The 19508-nt window shown below is 67.0% G+C and carries 19 protein-coding genes; 10 read left to right on the top strand and 9 right to left on the bottom strand.

Features of this window, described 5'->3' with window-relative positions; genetic code table 11:
• The first annotated feature begins 17 nt into the window (after positions 1–17).
• The 3 genes from ACM9ME_RS05275 (at position 18) to ACM9ME_RS05265 (ending at position 2512) form a co-directional block, all read left to right on the top strand.
• Positions 18–1493: a L,D-transpeptidase family protein gene (locus ACM9ME_RS05275; RefSeq protein ID WP_415642392.1), complete on the top strand. Its 1476-nt coding sequence runs from the start codon at positions 18–20 to the stop codon at positions 1491–1493.
• Positions 1490–1816, top strand: a complete 327-nt coding sequence (locus ACM9ME_RS05270; RefSeq protein ID WP_415642391.1) for a hypothetical protein — start codon at positions 1490–1492, stop codon at positions 1814–1816. Before ACM9ME_RS05275 ends, ACM9ME_RS05270 begins: the two co-directional genes overlap by 4 nt.
• A gap of 90 nt (positions 1817–1906) precedes the next feature.
• Positions 1907–2512 carry a murein L,D-transpeptidase catalytic domain family protein gene (locus ACM9ME_RS05265; RefSeq protein ID WP_415642415.1) on the top strand — a complete coding sequence of 202 codons (606 nt, stop codon included), beginning with the start codon at positions 1907–1909 and terminating at the stop codon, positions 2510–2512.
• Positions 2513–2530: 18 nt separating this feature from the next.
• On the opposite strand, the gene ACM9ME_RS05260 is transcribed toward ACM9ME_RS05265, so the two are convergent.
• Positions 2531–2791, bottom strand: a complete 261-nt coding sequence (locus tag ACM9ME_RS05260) for a hypothetical protein (protein WP_415642390.1) — start codon at positions 2789–2791, stop codon at positions 2531–2533.
• 22 nt (positions 2792–2813) lie between these two features.
• Between ACM9ME_RS05260 and ACM9ME_RS05255 the strand changes: the two genes are divergently transcribed.
• On the top strand, positions 2814–3713 hold the full coding sequence (locus tag ACM9ME_RS05255; protein WP_415642389.1) for an SOUL family heme-binding protein: 900 nt from the start codon (positions 2814–2816) through the stop codon (positions 3711–3713).
• 3 nt (positions 3714–3716) lie between these two features.
• Here ACM9ME_RS05255 and ACM9ME_RS05250 read toward each other — a convergent pair whose 3' ends face one another.
• The 4 genes from ACM9ME_RS05250 to ACM9ME_RS05235 all read right to left on the bottom strand — a co-directional run bounded on the left by ACM9ME_RS05250 (position 3717) and on the right by ACM9ME_RS05235 (position 7984).
• The gene (locus tag ACM9ME_RS05250; protein WP_415642388.1) at positions 3717–4334 is read right to left on the bottom strand and encodes a TMEM175 family protein; all 618 of its coding nucleotides are present in this window, start codon (positions 4332–4334) and stop codon (positions 3717–3719) included.
• A 1-nt stretch (position 4335) separates the two neighbouring features.
• A complete protein-coding gene (locus ACM9ME_RS05245; protein WP_415642387.1) occupies positions 4336–4701 on the bottom strand; it encodes a hypothetical protein in 366 nt (121 codons plus the stop codon).
• Positions 4702–4786: 85 nt separating this feature from the next.
• Positions 4787–6721, bottom strand: coding sequence for an ATP-dependent zinc metalloprotease FtsH (gene ftsH / locus ACM9ME_RS05240; RefSeq protein WP_415642386.1), 1935 nt, complete (start codon positions 6719–6721; stop codon positions 4787–4789).
• A 69-nt stretch (positions 6722–6790) separates the two neighbouring features.
• Positions 6791–7984: an RsmB/NOP family class I SAM-dependent RNA methyltransferase gene (locus ACM9ME_RS05235; protein WP_415642385.1), complete on the bottom strand. Its 1194-nt coding sequence runs from the start codon at positions 7982–7984 to the stop codon at positions 6791–6793.
• Between ACM9ME_RS05235 and ACM9ME_RS05230 the strand changes: the two genes are divergently transcribed.
• Positions 7923–8162: a DUF1674 domain-containing protein gene (locus ACM9ME_RS05230; protein WP_415642384.1), complete on the top strand. Its 240-nt coding sequence runs from the start codon at positions 7923–7925 to the stop codon at positions 8160–8162. The two genes, ACM9ME_RS05235 and ACM9ME_RS05230, sit on opposite strands and share 62 nt — an antisense overlap.
• An 84-nt stretch (positions 8163–8246) precedes the next feature.
• Here the strand turns inward: ACM9ME_RS05230 and ACM9ME_RS05225 are convergent, their stop codons facing one another.
• A complete protein-coding gene (locus tag ACM9ME_RS05225) occupies positions 8247–9224 on the bottom strand; it encodes an NAD(P)H-dependent glycerol-3-phosphate dehydrogenase (RefSeq protein WP_415642383.1) in 978 nt (325 codons plus the stop codon).
• The gene (gene tsaD, locus ACM9ME_RS05220) at positions 9221–10258 is read right to left on the bottom strand and encodes a tRNA (adenosine(37)-N6)-threonylcarbamoyltransferase complex transferase subunit TsaD (RefSeq protein WP_415642382.1); all 1038 of its coding nucleotides are present in this window, start codon (positions 10256–10258) and stop codon (positions 9221–9223) included. The genes ACM9ME_RS05225 and tsaD overlap by 4 nt, the downstream gene beginning before the upstream one ends.
• A 92-nt stretch (positions 10259–10350) precedes the next feature.
• Between tsaD and ACM9ME_RS05215 the strand changes: the two genes are divergently transcribed.
• The 5 genes from ACM9ME_RS05215 (at position 10351) to ACM9ME_RS05195 (ending at position 14908) form a co-directional block, all read left to right on the top strand.
• A complete protein-coding gene (locus tag ACM9ME_RS05215; RefSeq protein ID WP_415642381.1) occupies positions 10351–11001 on the top strand; it encodes a uroporphyrinogen-III synthase in 651 nt (216 codons plus the stop codon).
• The gene (locus ACM9ME_RS05210) at positions 10991–11809 is read left to right on the top strand and encodes a hypothetical protein (RefSeq protein ID WP_415642380.1); all 819 of its coding nucleotides are present in this window, start codon (positions 10991–10993) and stop codon (positions 11807–11809) included. The genes ACM9ME_RS05215 and ACM9ME_RS05210 overlap by 11 nt, the downstream gene beginning before the upstream one ends.
• A gap of 6 nt (positions 11810–11815) precedes the next feature.
• Positions 11816–12523 carry a 6-phosphogluconolactonase gene (gene pgl / locus ACM9ME_RS05205; protein WP_415642379.1) on the top strand — a complete coding sequence of 236 codons (708 nt, stop codon included), beginning with the start codon at positions 11816–11818 and terminating at the stop codon, positions 12521–12523.
• A 37-nt stretch (positions 12524–12560) separates the two neighbouring features.
• Positions 12561–13886, top strand: a complete 1326-nt coding sequence (locus ACM9ME_RS05200) for a glycosyl transferase family protein (protein WP_415642378.1) — start codon at positions 12561–12563, stop codon at positions 13884–13886.
• A gap of 251 nt (positions 13887–14137) precedes the next feature.
• Complete coding sequence (locus tag ACM9ME_RS05195) at positions 14138–14908, top strand: hypothetical protein (RefSeq protein ID WP_415642377.1); 771 nt, start codon at positions 14138–14140, stop codon at positions 14906–14908.
• On the opposite strand, the gene ACM9ME_RS05190 is transcribed toward ACM9ME_RS05195, so the two are convergent.
• Positions 14905–16095 carry a PQQ-dependent sugar dehydrogenase gene (locus ACM9ME_RS05190; RefSeq protein ID WP_415642376.1) on the bottom strand — a complete coding sequence of 397 codons (1191 nt, stop codon included), beginning with the start codon at positions 16093–16095 and terminating at the stop codon, positions 14905–14907. The genes ACM9ME_RS05195 and ACM9ME_RS05190 overlap by 4 nt on opposite strands.
• On the bottom strand, positions 16092–19475 hold the full coding sequence (locus ACM9ME_RS05185; protein WP_415642375.1) for a chromosome segregation SMC family protein: 3384 nt from the start codon (positions 19473–19475) through the stop codon (positions 16092–16094). The genes ACM9ME_RS05190 and ACM9ME_RS05185 overlap by 4 nt, the downstream gene beginning before the upstream one ends.
• Between the last annotated feature and the right edge of the window lie 33 nt (positions 19476–19508).

The following is a 19508-nucleotide window of genomic DNA, read 5'->3' as shown; positions in this document are numbered from 1 at the left end:
GTGTTAAGGTTTACCCGATGAAACCCCGCAACCTCCTGGTATCGCTCACCCTTCTCGCCACGCAAGCCTATGCGCAGATGCCGCAGGCGGTGCCGGTCACGCCAAAGGAGACGCCGCCGACCAGCGCGCCCGACGCCGCGCCCGGCACATTGCCGCCACCCGCGTCGATCCTCCCGCCGCCTCCTCCGCCAATGCCGCTGCCCAAAATCAGCACCAGGCAAGAAGAGCAGGTGCGGGCCTGGCTGGCGCAAGGGCCGAACGAGGGGTTGGGCATCAGTTCAGCCCAGCAACGCACCGATCTCGCCGCTTTGTCGGGCGACGCCTTGGTCCGCGCCGCGCTCGATCGCGCCCGTGCGCTCAAGACCGGACGGCTCGCAACGCAGGATTACCTCAGCATCTGGGCGCTGCGTCCCGCGGCATGGGATCCACAGGCCGATTTCACCGCCGCCGCGGCGAGCAATCGTCTGCCCGGCTTCTTCAACGATCTGAGCCCGCCTTACGCCGGTTATGACGGTCTGAAGCAGGGGCTGGAAACCTATCAGGCGATCCGCGCCAAGGGCGGCTGGCCGATCCTCGCCGCCAGTTCGAAACCCGGCGCCGTCATTGCCCGCATCCAGATCGAGGACCCGGGCGCCAGCGGCAGCCTGGTCGACGTCCTCCAGCGCACCCAGAAACGCTATGGCCTCAATCCGACCGGCCGGCTCGACGCCAACACGCTCGCCGCACTCAACGTGCCGGTGGGGGATCGCGTCGCGGCGATCATGGCCAATATGGAACGCTGGCGCTGGTTGCCGCGCGAATTGCCGACGCACCGTGTGCAGGTGAATATCGCCGCCGCCGTGCTGACGGTGTTCGAGGGCGACCGTCCCGTCACGTCGATGCGCGCCGTCACCGGGCGTCCGGGCAATGAAACGCCGATGCTGCAATCGAGCATCCATTCGGTGGTGGTGAACCCGCCGTGGAACGTGCCGTCGTCGATTGCGACCAAGGAACTGTGGCCCAAGGGGCGCGCCGCGATCCTCGCGAAAGGGTTCAAGATCGTTGGTACCCCGCCCAACGAGCGGCTGGTGCAGCCCGCCGGGCCGACCTCGGCATTGGGCCGCCTCAAATTCGATTTCGACAACCCGTTCGCGGTCTACCTCCACGACACGCCGTCGCGCGGAAAGTTCGACAGTTTCGATCGCCTCGACAGCCATGGCTGCGTCCGATTGCAGAAGCCGGTCGATCTGGCCGAGCTCATGCTGAAGGACGATCCGAAGTTGAGCGGCCAGGTTCAGGCGATGATCGACACCGGAAAGACGCAGCGCGTCGCGCTTCCCGAACGGGTCGCCGTTTACCTGCTTTACTGGACGGCGTTTGCCAATGCTAACGGGACGTTAGGGTTCCGCGACGATCCTTATAACTGGGACAAGTTGCTCGCGGGCAAGATCGCCGCGTCTTCGAAGCGTGCGGAAACGGCGACGGCGGTCGCGATGAACAGGGTGGGCCAATGAAGAAGTTTTTGATGATGTCCGTCGCTATCCTGGCGCTTGGCGCATGCCACCGCGAGGGGCCGAGCGACGACAACAGCGTCAATATCGTTGCCGACAATGCGTATGAAAACATCATGCCGGACGAAAGCGCGATGCCGATCGACAATGCGATGAACGCGGCCAACATGGCGGCCGAAGCGCCGTTGCCCGCCCCGTCGGTCGACGAACAGGCGCAGACGCAGGACGATGCCGACGCCACCGGCATGACCGCGCGGAGCAATCGCGAAGCATCTACCGATACCATGACCAACGGCGCCGAAACCGTGCCGGTTGAACGGAAATAGGCGGCTTCCCATATGAATTTCATGGGAAAACAAGTTCTTACGCGCCGCCAGGTCGCTGGGGCAGGCTTGTTCGGTCTGGGCATGGCGCTCATGCCGAAGACGCTGGCGCATGCCACAGTTGCGCAATTCGAGGGCAATTACGGACTGGCTCCGGCGCAACCGATGGTCGCGCTGAACAGTCGTGACGCGCTCATCGAACGCGCGAAGCTCGCGCTCAACACCCATGCCGACAAGTTCCTGCTGCGCGATCGCATCGCTGTCGCGGATTTCAGCGTTGAGTCGAAGGAATTGCGCTTTCACATCGTCGACCTGATCGACGGCCGGATGAACGCCTACCTCGTCGCACACGGCAAGGGGTCGGACCCCGAGCATTCGGGCTGGCTACAGCGATTTTCGAACATTCCCGACAGCGAGGCATCGTCCGATGGCGTCTTCCGCACGGGCGACATCTATGAGGGCGAGCACGGCCAGTCGATGCGCCTGATCGGCCTCGATGCGACCAATGACATGGCCGAACCCCGCGCCATCGTGATCCACGGCGCACCCTATGTCAGCGAAAACATGATCGCGACACAGGGGAAGCTGGGCCGCAGTCAGGGTTGTTTCGCCGTCGCGCCGCATATGCTGCCGCAGGTTCTGGCGATGCTGGGGCAAGGCCGCATGCTGTATTCGGGACGTCTGGCCGCCCAAGGCTAGACCTGCCCGAGGGAACCGTTACGCTCGCTCATCATTCAATGAGCGAACCTGACGGGAGTATATCATGGCGCGCAGCACGACACCGCGGAGCGGCACGCGACGCAGCACGACGACGACGAAAAAGCCGGCGACGAAGCGCGTGACGAAGGCGACCGCACCGGCGGCAGGCGAAACACCGGCGGCTGCGGCTGCTCCAACACCTGCCTCGGCGGCCGTGAAGAGCACCCCCGCCGCGACCAAGCCGCGCGCCAGGAAAGCGGCGAAAGCGCCAGTCGCCACTGCAAGCGCCTCACCGACTCCAGTGGCCGAGACCGCAGCGAAGCTGAAAGCGCCAGCCAAGAGCAAGACACCAGCCAAGGCGGCATCACCGTCCGCTCCAAAAGCACCCGCCACACCAAAGGTCGTCGCGAAGCCGAAGGCGACCGCCAAACCGAAAGCCGCGGCGAAACCCAAAACTGCAGCCAAACCCAAGGCGACGGCCAAATCGAACGCCGTCGTCACAACGCGGACCGCGAAAGCCAAAGCTGCCGTCACCGGCGCCGCCACCGCAGTGGCGAGCAAGTTGCCGACCGTCAAAGTGCCCGAGATAAAACTGCCCGAAATGCCGGAAGTGACGCCAAAGCGCGCTGCGATCGGCGCGGGGCTGATTGCCGGGATTGGTGCGGCACTGTTCCTGTGGCGCAGTTCGCGCGCCGAGCAGCCGGATTATCGCGTGGTCGAACAGGATGGCGATTTCGAAGTGCGCGAATATCCGGCGACGACGACCGCCGCGACGTCTTCGCGTGGTCCGCGCCGCGACGCGATGGAGCGTAACTTCCGTACACTCGCGGATTATATCTTTGCCAAGTCGCGCCCGGGTGAGCGGCTGGCGATGACGACGCCGGTGACCACGGCCGGATCGATCAAGGATGGCTGGACGATGCGGTTCCTGATGCCCGGGGGCAAGGCCAAGGGCGATCTGCCCGCGGCGCCGCAGGGTGTGACGCTGGAAACCCACCCGCCGCGCCGCGCGGCAGCGATCCGCTTCAACGGCTCATGCACCGAGGCATTGCTCGATAACAAGGAAGGCGCGCTGCGGTCCTGGCTGCAGTTGAAGGGGTATCCGCACGAGGCGAAAGCCGAGCACGCCGCCTATAACTCGCCGATGATGCCGGGACCGCTGCGGCGCAATGAATTGCTCGTGACGCTCAGCGAAGGTTGAGCGTCACGCGGCGACCGGGCGGCGCACGAAGAACCGGCCCATCGGCGCAAAAACCAAGCCGACCTGGCTGAACCGGGGATCGACGAAGGTCAGCGCGATGGCGATCAATGCGCCGAGCGCCACCGCGATGCCCCGCGCGTGCAACATCCGCACATCCAGCGGATCGGCGTTCGGCAATCGGTCATCTGCGCGCGTGGCGAGATGTACGACCCACAAACTGGCCGTCGCCAGAGCGAGCAAACTGACATTATAGAATAATGCGGGCACGAACTGACCGAGGTTCTTGGCGAGAAATGCTGTCGAAAACGGCATGAATGCGATGCACAACAACAATATGAAGTTGGGGATCAGCAGCGACTTGTCGAACCGCGCGCGCATACTGAAAGCAGCGTGGTGCCCTGCCCAGAACCGCGCGATCACGGCAAAGCTGATCAGAAACGCAAAGAAGCTGGGCGTCGTTTCGAGAAGGACATTGCCATAGCCACCCGCCGCGCGCGCGTCGGCCACATCCGGGACGTGAATTTCGATAACCAGCAGGGTTATCGCGATCGCGAACACCGCGTCGGAAAAGAAAATCAGCCGCTCGAGCGGATGATCGGTCGTGACGCCCCCAGCCCGCATGTCAGCGGCACGGCCATTTCTGGCGGATCAGCCCGACCATGCCCTGTTTGACAGACAAGGTTCGCGCCTGCGCGGGCGGGATTTTACCAAAATAGGTGAGCAGCTCGTTCTGGCCGAGTTTTGAGCCCTTGGGGACGCAGGTCGGCGCGGGGCGCCCGGCTGCGAGTGCCGTCTCCTGATCGCGCTTGATCGATTCGCCGGCGGACATGCCTTCGGCCTTGAGCACGCCGATGTCGGACGAAAAGAGTGCCAACGGCCCCTTGGCTTTCAGCGCGTCGACCTTGGCCATGAACTCGGCCACGGTCATCGCGGAAGCGGGTGCCGCCACGCCAATCAAAGCCACCGCCAATATAATTCGAAACTTCATCACGACCCCTTCGCTTGGTAACGACCCTAACCGGCCGTCGCGCGATGTCGAGATATCATGACGCGGCTGAACCGCGCCGGAACCGTCAGGCTCCGGCGGGTGCCGCGCCGCCGATCCCGGGACGCTTGGTCTTGGGGATCGACGATCCGCCGACAATCTGCGCCGGGCGGTCGGAGCGAGCACGATCGCGGTCGATCGGTTCGCCCTTGATCGCCAATTTGGCTTCGTCGCCCGACAGCGTTTCGAGTTCGAGCAATTTTTCGGCCAGCTTGTGCAGTTCATCGAGATTGTCGGTCAGCACCTTGCGCGCGGTCGTTTCGCCTTCCTCGACCAGGCGGCGAACCTCCTGATCGATCAGGCGCGCGGTTTCCTCGCTGATATTCTGCGAACGCGACACCGAATGGCCGAGGAACACCTCGTCCTGATTGTCGCGATACCGCAGCCAGCCGAGCTTTTCGCTCATGCCATATTCCATGACCATCGAACGGGCCATGTCGGTCGCTTGCTGGATATCGTTCGACGCGCCGGTGTTGAGTTCTTCCATGCCATAAATGATCTGCTCGGCAATCCGGCCACCGAAGCACAGCGCGAGCCGTGCCTTCATCTGCTTCATATTGGTCGAATAACGATCGCGCTCGGGCAAATTCCACGTCACGCCCAGCGCCCGGCCGCGCGGGATGATCGTCACCTTGTGCAGCGGATCGCAGCCGGGGACGTGCAACGACACCAGCGCGTGACCGGCCTCGTGATATGCCGTCGCCTTTTTCTCGTCCTCGGTCATCACCATCGAGCGCCGCTCGGCGCCCATCATGACCTTGTCCTTGGCTTCCTCGAATTCGAGCATCGCGACCAGGCGCTTGCCCTTTCGCGCGGCCAACAGAGCGGCCTCGTTGGCCAAGTTTGCGAGGTCGGCGCCCGAGAAACCGGGTGTGCCGCGCGCGATGGTGCGAATATCGACATCGGGCGCCAGCGGCAGCTTTCTGGTGTGAACCTGCAAAATCTTCTCGCGGCCCTCGATGTCGGGGCGCGGCACGACCACCTGACGGTCGAAACGGCCGGGACGCAGCAGGGCAGGGTCGAGCACATCGGGACGGTTGGTCGCGGCGACGATGATGATGCCTTCATTGGCCTCGAACCCGTCCATCTCGACCAGCAGCTGGTTCAGCGTCTGTTCGCGCTCGTCATTACCGTTGCCAAGGCCAGCGCCACGATGGCGCCCGACCGCGTCGATTTCGTCGATGAACAGGATGCACGGCGCGTTCTTCTTCGCCTCGACGAACATGTCGCGCACACGGCTTGCGCCGACGCCGACGAACATTTCGACGAAGTCCGAACCCGAAATCGTAAAGAACGGCACGCCCGCTTCACCGGCGATGGCGCGCGCGAGCAGGGTCTTGCCGGTGCCGGGCGAACCGACCAGCAACGCACCCTTGGGTATCTTGCCACCGAGGCGGGCGAATTTCGTGGGATCCTTCAGGAAATCGACGATCTCCTGCAATTCCTCGCGCGCTTCGTCGATGCCGGCGACGTCGTCGAAGGTCACGCGGCCTTCCTTTTGCGTCAGCATCTTGGCGCGGCTCTTGCCGAAGCCCATCGCGCCCGAACCGGCAGATTTCTGCATCTGGCGCATCACGAAAATCGCGAGACCGATCATCAGAACGAACGGCAGCGCCTGATACAGCAGCACCAGCCAGATCGAGGCGCTTTCCTCGGGCTGACCCGAAAAGCGCACATTCGCCTTGGTCAGGCGACCAACCAGAGACGGATCGGGAATGGCGTTGGTCTTGAACGCCTCGCCATTCGACTGGGTACCGGAGATCACGTCACCGGCGATCTTGACGTCCTTGACCGACCCCTCGTTCACCTTGGACAGGAATTCCGAATAGGCGATGGCCGTGCCGGCGGTGGCTTTCTTGCCGCTGTCGAACAGGCTGACGAACAGCGCCAGGGCGGCCAGAATGCCGACCCAGATCAGCAGGCTTTTCACCCAAGGGTTACCGGGGGTCTTGTCGTCATTCATCAGCGCAAACGCCTTTCACCGGTAAAGATAGGCCGATTCACGTTAATGACAATGATACGGCGGCGGCGTTCAGTTCGGGCGGACGAATCGCGCGATGAAGAAGCCGTCGATTCCGGGGCGCGGCAGGATGCGCAACCAGCTTTCGGGCGTGCGCCCGGCCCAGTCGGGCAGAGGCTCCGAAATCGAATCGACCGGCAGCGGCGCGGCGGCGGCAATCGCCTCACCCTCCTCGCGCTCCAGCGAACAGGTGGCATAGACCAGCCGCCCGCCGGGTTTGAGCCAGTCGCAAGCGCGGGTGAGCAATTGCGCCTGAAGTTCGGACAGCGTGGCGATATCCTTGGCGCCAATGCGGTGGATCACGTCGGGATGCCGCGCCAGGGTGCCGGTCGCGGTGCAGGGCGCATCGAGCAGGATGGCATCGACGGGTTCGGCGGGTGCCCATTCGCGCAAATCGGCGACGATCGTTTCGACATCGAGCCGCGTGCGCTTCAGATTTTCGTGCAGCCGCTCCATCCGCTTGGCCGAACTGTCGACGGCGGTGACGCGCCAGCCGGCGCTGGCGAGTTGCATCGTCTTGCCGCCCGGCGCGGCGCACAGGTCGAGGACATGGCGTCCTTCGCCAGGCCCCAGCAACTGTGCGGGCAACGCGGCGGCGGGGTTCTGCACCCAGAAATCGCCCTCGGCATAGCCCGGCAGCTCGGCGATGCGGGTGCCCCGCACGAGCGTTTCCGACGCGCCGTCCTTGCGCGTGATCGCGACCGGCGGCTGTTCACCCAAGGCAGCGGCAATCTCGCCCAAGGCACCGAAACCCCAATGGCCCCAGCGGGCGGCGACGGCCTCCGGCAGCGTCGGTTTGGCGGGCAGCTTTTTTCCGCCGCGCACGATCGTGCCGAAGACGCCATGGACCAGTCGCTTGGGGCCGCCGGTGATCAACGGCAGCGCGGTGGCGATCGCGGCATGGTGCGGGGTGCCGAGCTTCAGCGCCTGGATTAAAGCGATGCGCAGGACGGTCCGCGCCTTCACGTCCTTGGCCAGCGGTTGCGGCGTCGCCGAATCGATCAACGCATCCAGATCGACCAGCCAGCGCAGCGTCTCGCTGGAGATGACCAATGCGAAACTCGCGTCTTCGGGCGGCAGCGCGCGCGTGAAATTGCCGTGCGCGGTGTCGAGCGTCTGGCCGCGGTTGATCACGGCGTCGAGCATGCGCAACGCTGCCATGCGCGCAGGAACGCCTCTTGCCTCTTCATTCTCGGGGTCCGACATTGTGCGCATGAACAGCAAGCGGCCCCCCCACGTCAAACCGCCCGCCTATTTGACGCCATCGCCGCCACTGCCTGCGCCGGAAGCCGTTGCGGAACAGAACGAACATGGCGGCCCCAAAGGGCTGGAGCCCACGCGTTACGGGGACTGGGAAAATAACGGCATCGCCTGGGATTTTTAGAACGCGTCGCCCCGGCGGAGGCCGGGGCCGCTACGAACGTGAGTGCTCCATCGGTAGCGGCTTCGGCCTTCGCCGGGGCGACGGCTACCCTTCAGCCCGCTGCGGCCGGCTGAGCAAGGCCGTCATGACGTCATCGACGGCCGCCGACCCTTCGAGCAGCGCGCAGACCGCTTCGACCACCGGCATGTCGACGTCGAGTTTGCGCGCCGATTCGCGCAGCACCGGCGCGGTAAAGGCGCCCTCGGCGACCGTCGCGCGGTCCGCCATCAACTCCGCCGCCGCAATGCCCTGACCCAATCCGACACCGAGCGAGAAGTTACGCGACTGCGTCGACGAACAGGTCAGGACCAGATCGCCGAGGCCTGACAGTCCCGCCAGAGTTTCCGCCCGCCCGCCGCGCGCCAAGCCGTAACGCGTCATTTCGGCAAAGCCGCGCGCGATCAAGGCGGCGCGCGCATTCTGCCCCAGCCCGCGCCCCTCCGCGACGCCACAAGCGATGGCGAGCACATTCTTCACCGCGCCGCCGATCTCCGCCCCGGTGACGTCGTCGGACGCGTAAATGCGAAAATTCTTGCGACCCAACCGTTCGGCGAGCGCGCGGGCAACCATCGCATCGCCGCAAGCCAGGGTCACGGCGGTGGGCAAACCCTGGGCCACTTCGGCGGCGAAGGTCGGACCGCTCAGCACCGCGACCGTCGCGTCCGGCTGAACTTGGGCGGCGGCTTCCGACATTAAGGCGTGGGTGTCCGCCTCGATGCCCTTGGCACACAGCACGAGCGGGCCGCTGAGTCGCGGCAATTGCGCCAGAATCCCGCGCAAATGCTGGGCCGGTACCACCGCCAGCACGGCATCGCATCCCGCCAGATCGTCCAATTTCTCGGACGCGCCGATCGACGGCGATAATTTCACGCCCGCCAGAAACAGCCGGTTCTCGTGCTCGGTATTGATGCAGCGGACGACGTCATGTTCGCGCGCCCACAGACACACCGGTTCGCCATGCGCCGCGGCGACCTGCGCCAGCGCGGTGCCCCAGGCACCACCGCCGATGACGCCAATCCTCACGCCTTCACCCCCGCACCGCGTGCCGCTTCGGCCGCGGGGTCGAGCGGCCAGCGCGCGCGCGCCATGGTGTCGAGCGGATCGGTCAGGCCTTGCGCGAATCGCTCGGCACCCGCCCACGCGATCATCACGCCATTGTCGGTGCACAGCCATAAAGGCGGCGCGACGAAGGGCAGTCCGCGCGCGATCGCCAGCTCCTCGAGGCTGATGCGAACCGCGCCATTGGCCGCGACGCCGCCCGCGACGACCAACGCCGTGACGTCATTATCGAGCGTCTCGAGCGCGCGGGCGGTGCGGTCGATCAGGCAATCGACCACCGCCTGCTGGAACGATGCGGCGATATCCTCGCGCGTGTAAATCCCCGCTTCGACCGCGCGTGCGACGGCACTTTTGAGGCCCGCGAAGGAAAAATGGGGCTCGCGCGATCCTTTCAGGGGGCGGGGCAACGGCACCGCCTTGGGATTGCCCGCGCGCGCTGCGGCCTCGACCGCCGGGCCGCCGGGGAAACCGAGGCCCAGCAACTTGGCCGTCTTGTCGAATGCTTCGCCCGCCGCGTCGTCGATGGTCGTCGCCAACCGCCGGTAATGCCCGACACCCCCGACCAGCAGCAATTGGCAATGCCCGCCCGAGACGAGCAACAACAAATAAGGGAATGCGAGATCGGCGTCGGCGAAACGAGGGGACAGCGCATGCCCCTCCAGATGATTGACCGCGATCAACGGCTTGTCGGCGGCGTAAGCCAGCCCCTTGGCGGTCATCAGCCCGACCAGCACGCCACCGATCAGCCCCGGTCCCGCCGTCGCGGCGATCGCGTCGACATCCGCCAATGACACGCCCGCTTCAGCCAACGCGGCCTCGACCAACGGCCCCACGGCTTCGACATGCGCGCGGGCGGCGATTTCGGGGACGACGCCACCGAATGGACGGTGATGCGCTTCCTGTGTGGCGAGCTTGTGCGCCAACACTGTCCGGTCATCTCTGACCAGCGCCACTGCGGTTTCGTCACAGCTCGATTCGATGCCGAGGATCAATGCCACGCCAGGGACTTAGGGCGTGGCGCGGTCGAGGGAAAGCGAGACCACGGTTCGGGGGCTTGACCTGTCGGCCCGCTTCTTACTTATCCGCGCAGGTGATCGTCATCATCCTCCGTCCCCAGCCGGGTGCCGATGCGACCGCGGCGCGGGCGCGGGCGCTCGGCCTGCAGATCGTCGTCGCGCCGCTGTTCGAAATCCAGCCGATGGCGTGGATCGCGCCCGATCCCGCGGCGTTCGACGCATTGCTGTTGACCAGCGCCAGCGGGGTCCGCGCGGCTGGCGAGAAATTGATGCGATTCGCGCATCTTCCCGTGGTGACCGTCGGCGAAGCGACCGCCGATGCGGCGCGCGGCGCCGGACTGGACGTTACCCAAATTGGCGAAGGTGACGGGGCGAGCGTCGTCGCGGCCAGTCGTTACCGCCATTTCGTCCACCTTGCCGGGCGACGCCATGTCCCGCTCGACAGTGCGCGCGTGACGTCGGTTGCGGTCTATGCGGCAGAAGCGCTGCCGCCGCCCAAACTGCCCGCCACCGGCGTCGCTTTGCTGCATTCGGCACGCGCAGCTCGACGATTTGGCGCGATTGTCCACGATCGGGCGGCCTACGCCCTGGTGGCGATCAGTCCGGGGGTGGCCGAAGCCGCCGGATCGGGCTGGCGCGCGGTCGTCTCTGCCGGTCGTCCCGCCGATGCCGCGATGCTGGCAATGGCCGCAAGCCTGTGCGAAGACCCCGATCATGGCGTCTGACCCCCGCAGCCGCACCTTCGGTACCTTGCTCGCCGCGGTGCTGATCGCGTTCGTCGCCGGGATCGGCGCGATGGCGCTGGCGATTCCGCGTTGGCAGGCCTGGCGCGCGACGCCCGTTGCGGCTGCGCCGACGACGGTCACGCAACCGGCGACCGCCACGGTGGTGCCGCCGGCCCAACCGCTGGCCACGACGACGCTGGGGCAGGCACAGGTCATCGACACCCGCGTCGCCGAAATCGAATCGCGAATGGCGCGCGTCGATCTTCGCGCCGCCGCCGCCGCCGGCAATGCCGACCGTGCCGAAAGCCTGCTGCTCGCCTTTGCCGCGCGCCGCGCGGTCGATCGCGGCGTCGGCCTCGGTTACGTCGAACAGCCGTTGCGCCAGCGTTTCGGCCAGACCCAGCCGCGCGCGGTCGGCAGCATCATCGGCGCCGCACAGTCGCCGGTGACCATCGCCGCGCTTCGTGCCGGTCTCGCCCAGCTTCAACCCGTCGTGACGCGACCCACCGCCAATCAGGGCTGGTGGCAGGCGACGCGCACGTCACTGGGCTCACTGTTCGTGGTCCGTCGCGAAGGCTCTGTGGCACCGACACCCGATGCGCGCCTCGACCGCGCGCGCCTCCTCGTCGAAAGCGGGCAAGTCGATGGCGCGATGACCGAAGTCGCGCGCCTGCCGCAGGGACCGCAGACCACTGCCTGGCTCGCCCTCGCGCGACGCTATGTCGAAGCGCATAACGCACTCGATTTGATCGAGGCGGAAGCGCTCACCCGACAGGATCCCCTAAGTCCCCCACCATTGGAGATGTGACCTCAAATGCCGATCGAAGCCGAATGGTGGGACTATGACGATGCGGATGAACTGGCCGACGCGGTTGCGGGCGATGTCGGGTTCATCCTGGATTCGGCGATCGACGCGCGCGGCGCGGCGCTGATCGCGGTGCCCGGCGGTACGACGCCCGTCGCGGCGCTGACCAGGCTCGCAGGCCAAAAGCGCGACTGGAAGCGCGTCACGATCATCCCGACCGACGACCGTCTGGTGCCGATGGGCGATGCCCTTTCGAACGTCACGATGATCGCCAAATTGTTCCTGTCGAAGGGTGCGCGCGTCGTGCCGCTGACCAGCGACAAGGCTCCCGATTACAAGGCGGCGGGACGGTCAGCCGATGCGTTGCTCGCCGATCTCGGCTGGCCACCGGATCTCGTCTGGCTGGGCGTCGGTGCCGACGGACATACCGCTTCGATTTTTCCGGGAGACGATTTCGATGAAGCGCTGAACGGCCCGCGCGAACGCCGCGCTCTGGGCGTCCGGCCCGCCGAAATGCCGAAGGAAGCGCCGGTCGACCGTGTCACCCTGTCGCGGGCGGCGATCGTGTCCGCGCGCACGCTGATCCTGACGATTACCGGCGATGCCAAGCGCGCGTTGGTCGAACGGGCGATCGAGGAGGGCGCGGCATCGCCGACACCGATCGGTCGCGTGCTCGCCGATTGCGAGCTGCCGGTGGACATCCACTGGGCACCCTGACTAGCGTCAAGGTGTTGTGGGGGTTGAACATCTTGTAGTGATCGCCGCGCGCGAACTCGCATTGTTCGCGGCGGCGGGGTTCCTGATCGGCGGGATCGACGAACTGCTCGTCGATCTCGCCTGGGCCGCGCGCTCGCTCCGCCGTGCCGTCGCATTCCGCCGCCGTCCGCGCGCCACCGTCGCGACGCTCCCGCTCCCCGCCGCGTCCGGCCGGTTCGCGATCTTCATTCCTGCCTGGGACGAAAGCGCGGTGATCGGCGCAATGCTGCGTCACTTGCTCGGCAGTTTCGGTGACTGCGTGGTCTATGTCGCAATCTATCCCAACGACCCGGCAACAGCTGCCGTACTGGCGGCGATTGCCGATTCGCGATTGCGAGTGGTGGTCAACGAGCGTGCCGGGCCAACGACCAAGGCCGACGCGCTCAACACCCTATGGCGTGCGATGCGCGCGGACGAGATATGCGACGGCGCGAAATATCGCGGCGTGGTCCTCCACGATGCCGAAGACGTCGTGCATCCCGACGAACTGATTGTTTTCGCCAGCCTGATCGACCGCTTTGCAATGATCCAGCTGCCGGTCCTGCCCCTCGTCGATCGCGGCTCACGCTGGATCGCCGGAACCTATCTCGATGAATTTGCCGAACATCACGGCAAGACCTTGCTCGCGCGCGAGGAAACCGGAGCGGGAATCCCGTCGGCCGGCGTCGGCTGCGTTTTCGCGCGCGCCGCGCTGGAGACCGTCACCGCCGGGCGTGATGGGCCGTTCGATGCGGCGAGCCTTACGGAGGATTACGAACTCGGCCTGCGTCTGCGTGCTGCGGGCGGGCGTGCCGCCTTCGTCCGGATCGAAGGGTCGGACGGGAAACTGGTCGCAACGCACGAGCATTTCCCGGCAACTCTGGAAGGGGCTATCAAGCAGCGCGGACGCTGGATCGCGGGAATCGCGCTGCACGGCTGGGACCGGCTGAACTGGCATGGTGGCGTCGCCGAACGCTGGATGCGCGCGCGCGACCGGCGCACGCTGATCGCCTCCACGGTGCTCGCGGCGGGCTATGTCGCGCTGTTGCTCTGGGCTGGATTGTGGCTGTTTGGGCGTGGCACACGCTTTTTCGATCTGCCCGCGTGGCTGACGATCAGCGTGACGGCACTGATGGTCTGGCGACTCGCGGTGCGCGCCGCCTTCGTCGTCGCGGCCTATGGCTGGCGGCAAGGTTTGCTGAGCTTCCCGCGCACCTTTGTCGCCAACGCCATCCTGATCGCCGCAAGTTGGCGTGCCGTGCGGCTGTACCGCGAATCGCGGCGGAGCGGGATGGTGCGGTGGGACAAGACCGCGCACGTCTTTCCCCAAAGCCCTTTATCTTGAAAGGTCTGCGCCTTGGGCCGCTCGGCGCGCCCGTCGCCCTGATTGCCGTCTGGATCGGGGTGCGGGTTGCGGTTTTGGCACCTTGGTTGACGACTGAGCGCGGAATGTTGCCAGGCGTTCCGCCTGCTCCTGTCGCGACGACCCCCAAGCCTCACGGCAAAGCTCACCAAAGTCCGACGATGGTTCTCGCAACGCTTGCCAAGATTACCCGTGAGCCTGGGGCCTTTAATAAGATACCGAATGTCCGGCAGATGCCAGCGACCGCCGCTCCGGCTTTCGCCGTTGCGTCTGCAGGACCTCAGAAATTCGTCGGGTTGCCAACCTCGGTCGATCCGGTCGCCAATGGGCGCTATCCGCAACTCCGCAGCGGCTTGGTCGATGCCAATTTCGTGCCGCGCCGGACACGGTTTCACGCGCTGACCGGCAGTGCGTGGGAATTGGTCAATGGTACCGGAGGTGCGGTCGGCGTGCCATCGCTCGGCGGTTCGCAATTGGGTGCACGCTTGTTCCTCCAAGGCGCGGACGCGCCGGTCGGGCTGACGGCGCGCATCAGCCGCGCCTTGGGCGCGCCTGACGTGGAAGTGTCGGCAGGCTATGCTTTGCGCGGGCGCGGCCTGGGACTGCTGGTCGAACGGCGTCAGCGGCTCGACGCGCAGGACGGCGCGTTTGTCGTCACCGCCTATGGTGGAGCCTATGACGTCAGGCTGCCTGCCGGAATGCGGTTCGATGGCTTTGCCCAGGCGGGCGTCGCGGGCGTGCATTCGCGCCGCTGGTTCGGCGACGCGCAGGCGCGGGTGACCAGGCGCGGCGAGATCTATCCGGGCATCAGCCTGGGCGCAGGCGGCGGCGCATGGGCCAGCGCGCAAGATGACACCCGCCGCGTGGAAGCCGGCCCGCTGGTCGAGATGCGGCTCCGCGCTGGCACGACCGGTATGCGGATTGCCGGGGAATATCGTTTTCGATTGACGGGCAATGCTAGGCCGCGCTCGGGCCCGGCAGTCACGATCGGTCTGGATTTCTAGGGCGTCGACAGCCGCAACAACGTCCTGTTCTGATCCTCGGCGATCAGGATACTGCCATCGGGGAGTTCGAGCAGCGCCGACGGAAACCCTTGCGGATGCACCCCTTCGCGGGTGGCCCAGCCGCTGACCACGTCGACTTCGCCGCCCACGGGGGCCAAGCCGTCGAGCGCGATCGCGACGATGCGGTGTCCCCGGGCGCGATAGCCGTGATAACCAAGGATCAGCTTGCCGGTCAGCACCTTCAGACGGGTGCCGCGATAGCGGATCATCGACAGCGGTGCGGCATGCGGGCTGAGCAGCATCGCCGGCGCACGCCTGGTCCGGCAATCGAAGCGCGGATATTCGGGGCTCGGCCGCCCCGCGTCGAAGCAATAGGGCCAGCCATAATCGCCCCCGCGCACGATCTTGAGCAACACGTCGTGCGGCAAGGCGTCGTCCGACAGGCGTTTGTCCGCCGAATCGATGTTGTCGCGACCGTTGGAGGCCGCGATCAGCGTGCCGTCGGGCGCAAAGGCATAGGCCATCGCATTGCGGATACCGGTGGCGAAGGGCGGCAGACTGGCGGCGGAGGCTGGCCGTACGGTCGTCGGGTCGAGCCGAAGGAGGCTGCCACGCGGCGGCCGTTCGCGCGTTTCGGGGCAGAGTGCCGCCGGATTGGGCAGCCTGCCCGCGTCCGTCTCGCAATTGTCGCTGCGCGCGCCGCTGCCGATGATCAGCGCGCCATCGGGCGCAAGGATGAAGGCGGTGAGATTGTGCCGTCCGTCGGTCGGCAAGCCCGAGACCATCACGCTGATCGTCGCTTGCGGGTTCGGCGCGCGCGGGTCGAAGCGGATGATCCGCCCGACTTCGCCGACATAGAGTTTGCCGTCGGCGGTTGCGGCAAGGCCGTTGGGCTGGTTCAAGCCGCTCAGCACAACCACCGGCGCGGCACGGCCATAATCGCCGAGCCTGAGAATGCGGCCGTGGCCGGGGGTGCGTGAGGCGAGGTCGGCGAGGTAGACGTCGCGCCCGATCAGCGCGAGCCCGCGCGGGAAACCAAGATGTTCGGCGACCAGCCCGACGCAGATGCCGCGCGGCGTCGTCAGCTGGACGCGCGGCAGGCCGTCACATGTGCCGGCGGCGACGTAAGTCGGCTTGGCAGTGGCGGGCGCGGCGATCAGCGCGACCAAGGCGAGGAGAAACCTCATTCCGCTGCAAGCAATTCTGTCGCGCCGCCCAGATCGACCGAGACGAGGCGGCTGATCCCCTGTTCGACCATCGTCACGCCGTACAAGCGATGCATCCGGCTCATCGTCAGGGCATTGTGCGTGACGACCAGGAAACGCGTGTCGGTGTCCGCCGCCATGCGGTCGAGCAGGTCGCAAAACCGCTCGACATTGGCGTCGTCGAGCGGTGCATCGACCTCGTCGAGGACGCACAGCGGCGCGGGGTTGGTCAGGAACAACGCGAAGATCAGTGCGACAGCAGTCAGCGCCTGTTCGCCGCCCGACAGGAGCGTCAGCGACGACAGCTTCTTGCCCGGCGGCTGCGCCATGATCTCGAGCCCGGCCTCGAGCGGGTCGTCCGAATCGATCAGCGCAAGGTGCGCCTCACCGCCGTTGAACAGGGTTGCGAACAAGCGGCGAAAATGCCCGTCGACGGCTTCGAACGCGGCGCGGAGCCGCTGACGCCCCTCGCGGTTGAGGCTGCCGATCGACCCGCGCAGGCGTGCGGTGGCTTCGGTCAATTCGGCGATCTCATCCGCCTGCGCGCCGAGCTGGGCGGTCACTTCCTCAAGTTCGGTTTCGGCGACGAGGTTGACGGGGCCGAGGCGCTCGCGTTCGAGGGTGGCGCGTTCGAGGGTGGCGGATTCCCCGGGGACCGGGCCGACCGATGCCTCGTCAAAGCCCAGTTTTTCGGGAAGGACGGGGGCGGGGCATTGAAAGCGCTCGGCGGAGACGCGGCCCATTTCGATGCGGCGCGCTTCTTCGTTCTCCGCGCGGGCGGCGCCACCGGCTCGGGCTTCGCGCGCTTCGGCGAGCGCTTCACCGGCTTTGGCGGCAATGTCTTCGCGTTCGCGCAAGACCGCCTCGCCCTCGACTTCGGCGCGGACCCCTTCGGCGCTGGCGAGCGCGGTACGCTCCACATTTCCGGCCAATGCGGCTCCTGCCTGGCTGGCGCGGCGGGGGTCGGCTTCGAGTTTTTCCGCTTCGGCGGCGATCGAGGCAGCGCGCTTGTCCATTTCGGCGACGCGACGCCCGGCAGCCCCGCTGCGCGCGCGCCAGTCCTCGGCCTCCTTGCGCGCCTGCGCCATGCGGGCGCGATCGACGGTCAAGCGATTGTCAAGCCCGGCCAGATCGTTGTTCAGCGCGGTCAATGCGCGGCGCGCCTCGGCAACCGCAGCGTCGAGCGCACCAAGAGCGGCACCATCCGATGACGACGGCAGGGCGTCGACGGCGATGCAAGCATCCTGCGCTGCGGCCTCTGCGGCGGCGACGATAACCGCCGCGCTCTGGATGCGGTCGGCGAGTTCGGCATGACGCGCCGTCAACCGTTCAAATTCCGCAGTGGCGGCGTCTTCGGTACGCAAGGCGTGGCGCAGCGCGGCGTCGGCCGCATCGCGATCGCGCCGCGCCTGTGCCAGCACGGTCGCCGCCGTGGCTTCAGCGCCCCGCGCCTCCGACAGCGCCGCGTCCGCCGCCGCCACGGCATCGCGCAGGCCCGGCAATTCGGTATCGAGCATGGCCAGCCGGTTGCGGCGGCGCAGCGTCTCGGCGGTCGCCTGACCGGCCTCGTCGGCGATGAAGCCGTCCCATCGGCGCATCCGCCCATCGCGCGTGACGAGCCTCTGTCCGGGGCCGAGCGGCTGGTCCTCGTCGCGTTCGACGACCGCGATCTGGGCAAGGCGGCGCGCGAGTTGGGGCGGGGCCGCGACGAATTTGGCCAATGGCTCGCCAGCCTGGAGCGGCGGTTCTGCCGTGTCTGCGCCGCCTCCCGCCCAGCGTCGAATGCCCTTGAGGCCGGCATCGAGGTCGCTGTCGAGCGCGGCGGCCAGCGCGGCCTCATAGCCCGAATCGACGCGGATCAGCTTGAGCACGCCCTCTCCCGCGTCGCGCGACGACGCGAGCGCGCGCGCCTCGCTCTCGGCGGCGGCGAGCGTGGCGCGCGATGCCGAAAGCGCCGGTTGTGCAATACCCACAGCAGCAGCCGCCGCTGTCAGCGCGTCCTGTTGCGCGGCGATGGTGCCGTTGGCTGTCGCTTGCGCGATTTCCGCTGCTTGGCGGTCCGATTGGGCCCGCTTCGCGGCGGCCTCCGCATCCGCGAGTGGCATGAGCGCAGCGGCTTCGCGCGCAAGGCGATCATGGTCGCTCTGTGCGCGTTCGAGCGCAGCGTTGGACGCGGCGCGCGCGGCTTCGGCGACGCGGCGTTCGGCATCGGCGCGGGCCTGGGCGGCGAGCGCGTTGGCGCGCGACAATTCGGCGGCGGCGACCTCCCGGTCCGCGTCGGCAAGGCGCGTCGCCAAAGCAGGGCGACTGGCGGCGGTGTTGCTGATCGCGGCGTCGAGCGCCTCGGCTTCCGCGGTCAGGCGCGCGATCGCGTCGGCGGCATCGCCGGCCAATTCGCCTTCGCGGGCGCGATCGGCCTCGAGCTGACGCCGGGACTGTCCGAGTTCGGCGAGCCGCGCCTCGATGCGGTTGCGCTCGGCCTCGGCACTGGCCTGGGCATGACGGGCTTCGGCGGCAGCGTCGCGCAGCGTCTGTGCCGTGCTGCGCAGGGTGGCGAGCCGATCGGCGGCCTCGCGGGCCCAGGCGGCGGCGGCGCGTTGCGCTTCGGCAGCGGATGCGGCGAGCGCTTCGGCGGTGACGGCTTCGTCGCGGGCGGCGCGCGCGGCATCGTTGGCGTCACGCCAGCGGGCGAAGATCAGCCGCGCTTCGGCCAGGCGCAATTCGTCGGTCAGGCGGCGATAGCGTTCGGCGGAGCGCGCCTGACGCCGCAGGACCGCGGCGCGGTTTTCGAGTTCGGCAAGGCTCTGGGCGACTTTCTCGAGATTGGTCTCGGTCGCCTTTAACCGGATCTCGGCTTCGCGGCGGCGAACGTGGAGGCCGGAAATGCCCGCTGCTTCCTCGAGCATCTGGCGGCGCTCGGCGGGCTTGGCGGCGATGATCGAGCCGATCCGGCCCTGACTGACCAAGGCGGGCGAATGCGCGCCGGTGGCGGCGTCGGCGAACAGCAATTGCGCGTCGCGCGCGCGGACGTCGCGGCCGTTGATGCGATAGGCCGATCCCGCGCCGCGTTCGATGCGACGCACGACCTCGACCTCGCCATTCTCATTGGTAGCGAGGATCGCGACTTCGGCGAACTGGCGTTGCGGGCGGCTGGCGGTGCCCGCGAAGATCACGTCTTCCATGGCGCCGCCGCGCAAGGATTTGGCGCTGCCTTCGCCCATCGCCCAGCGGATCGCCTCCAGCAGGTTCGATTTGCCGCAACCATTGGGGCCGACGACACCGGTCAATCCCGGCAGAACGCGCAGTTCCACCGGATCGACGAAACTCTTGAATCCAGTCAGCTTGACGCGCGACAGGCGCAACCGGCGGCCCTCCCCTCAGGGCAGCTTAACTTG

This window comes from Sphingomonas antarctica (assembly GCF_965137005.1).
Taxonomy (GTDB): Bacteria; Pseudomonadota; Alphaproteobacteria; order Sphingomonadales; family Sphingomonadaceae; genus Sphingomonas_O; species Sphingomonas_O antarctica.
The sequence above is the reverse complement of the archived record's forward strand: the minus strand, read 5'-3'. Positions and strand labels throughout refer to the sequence as shown.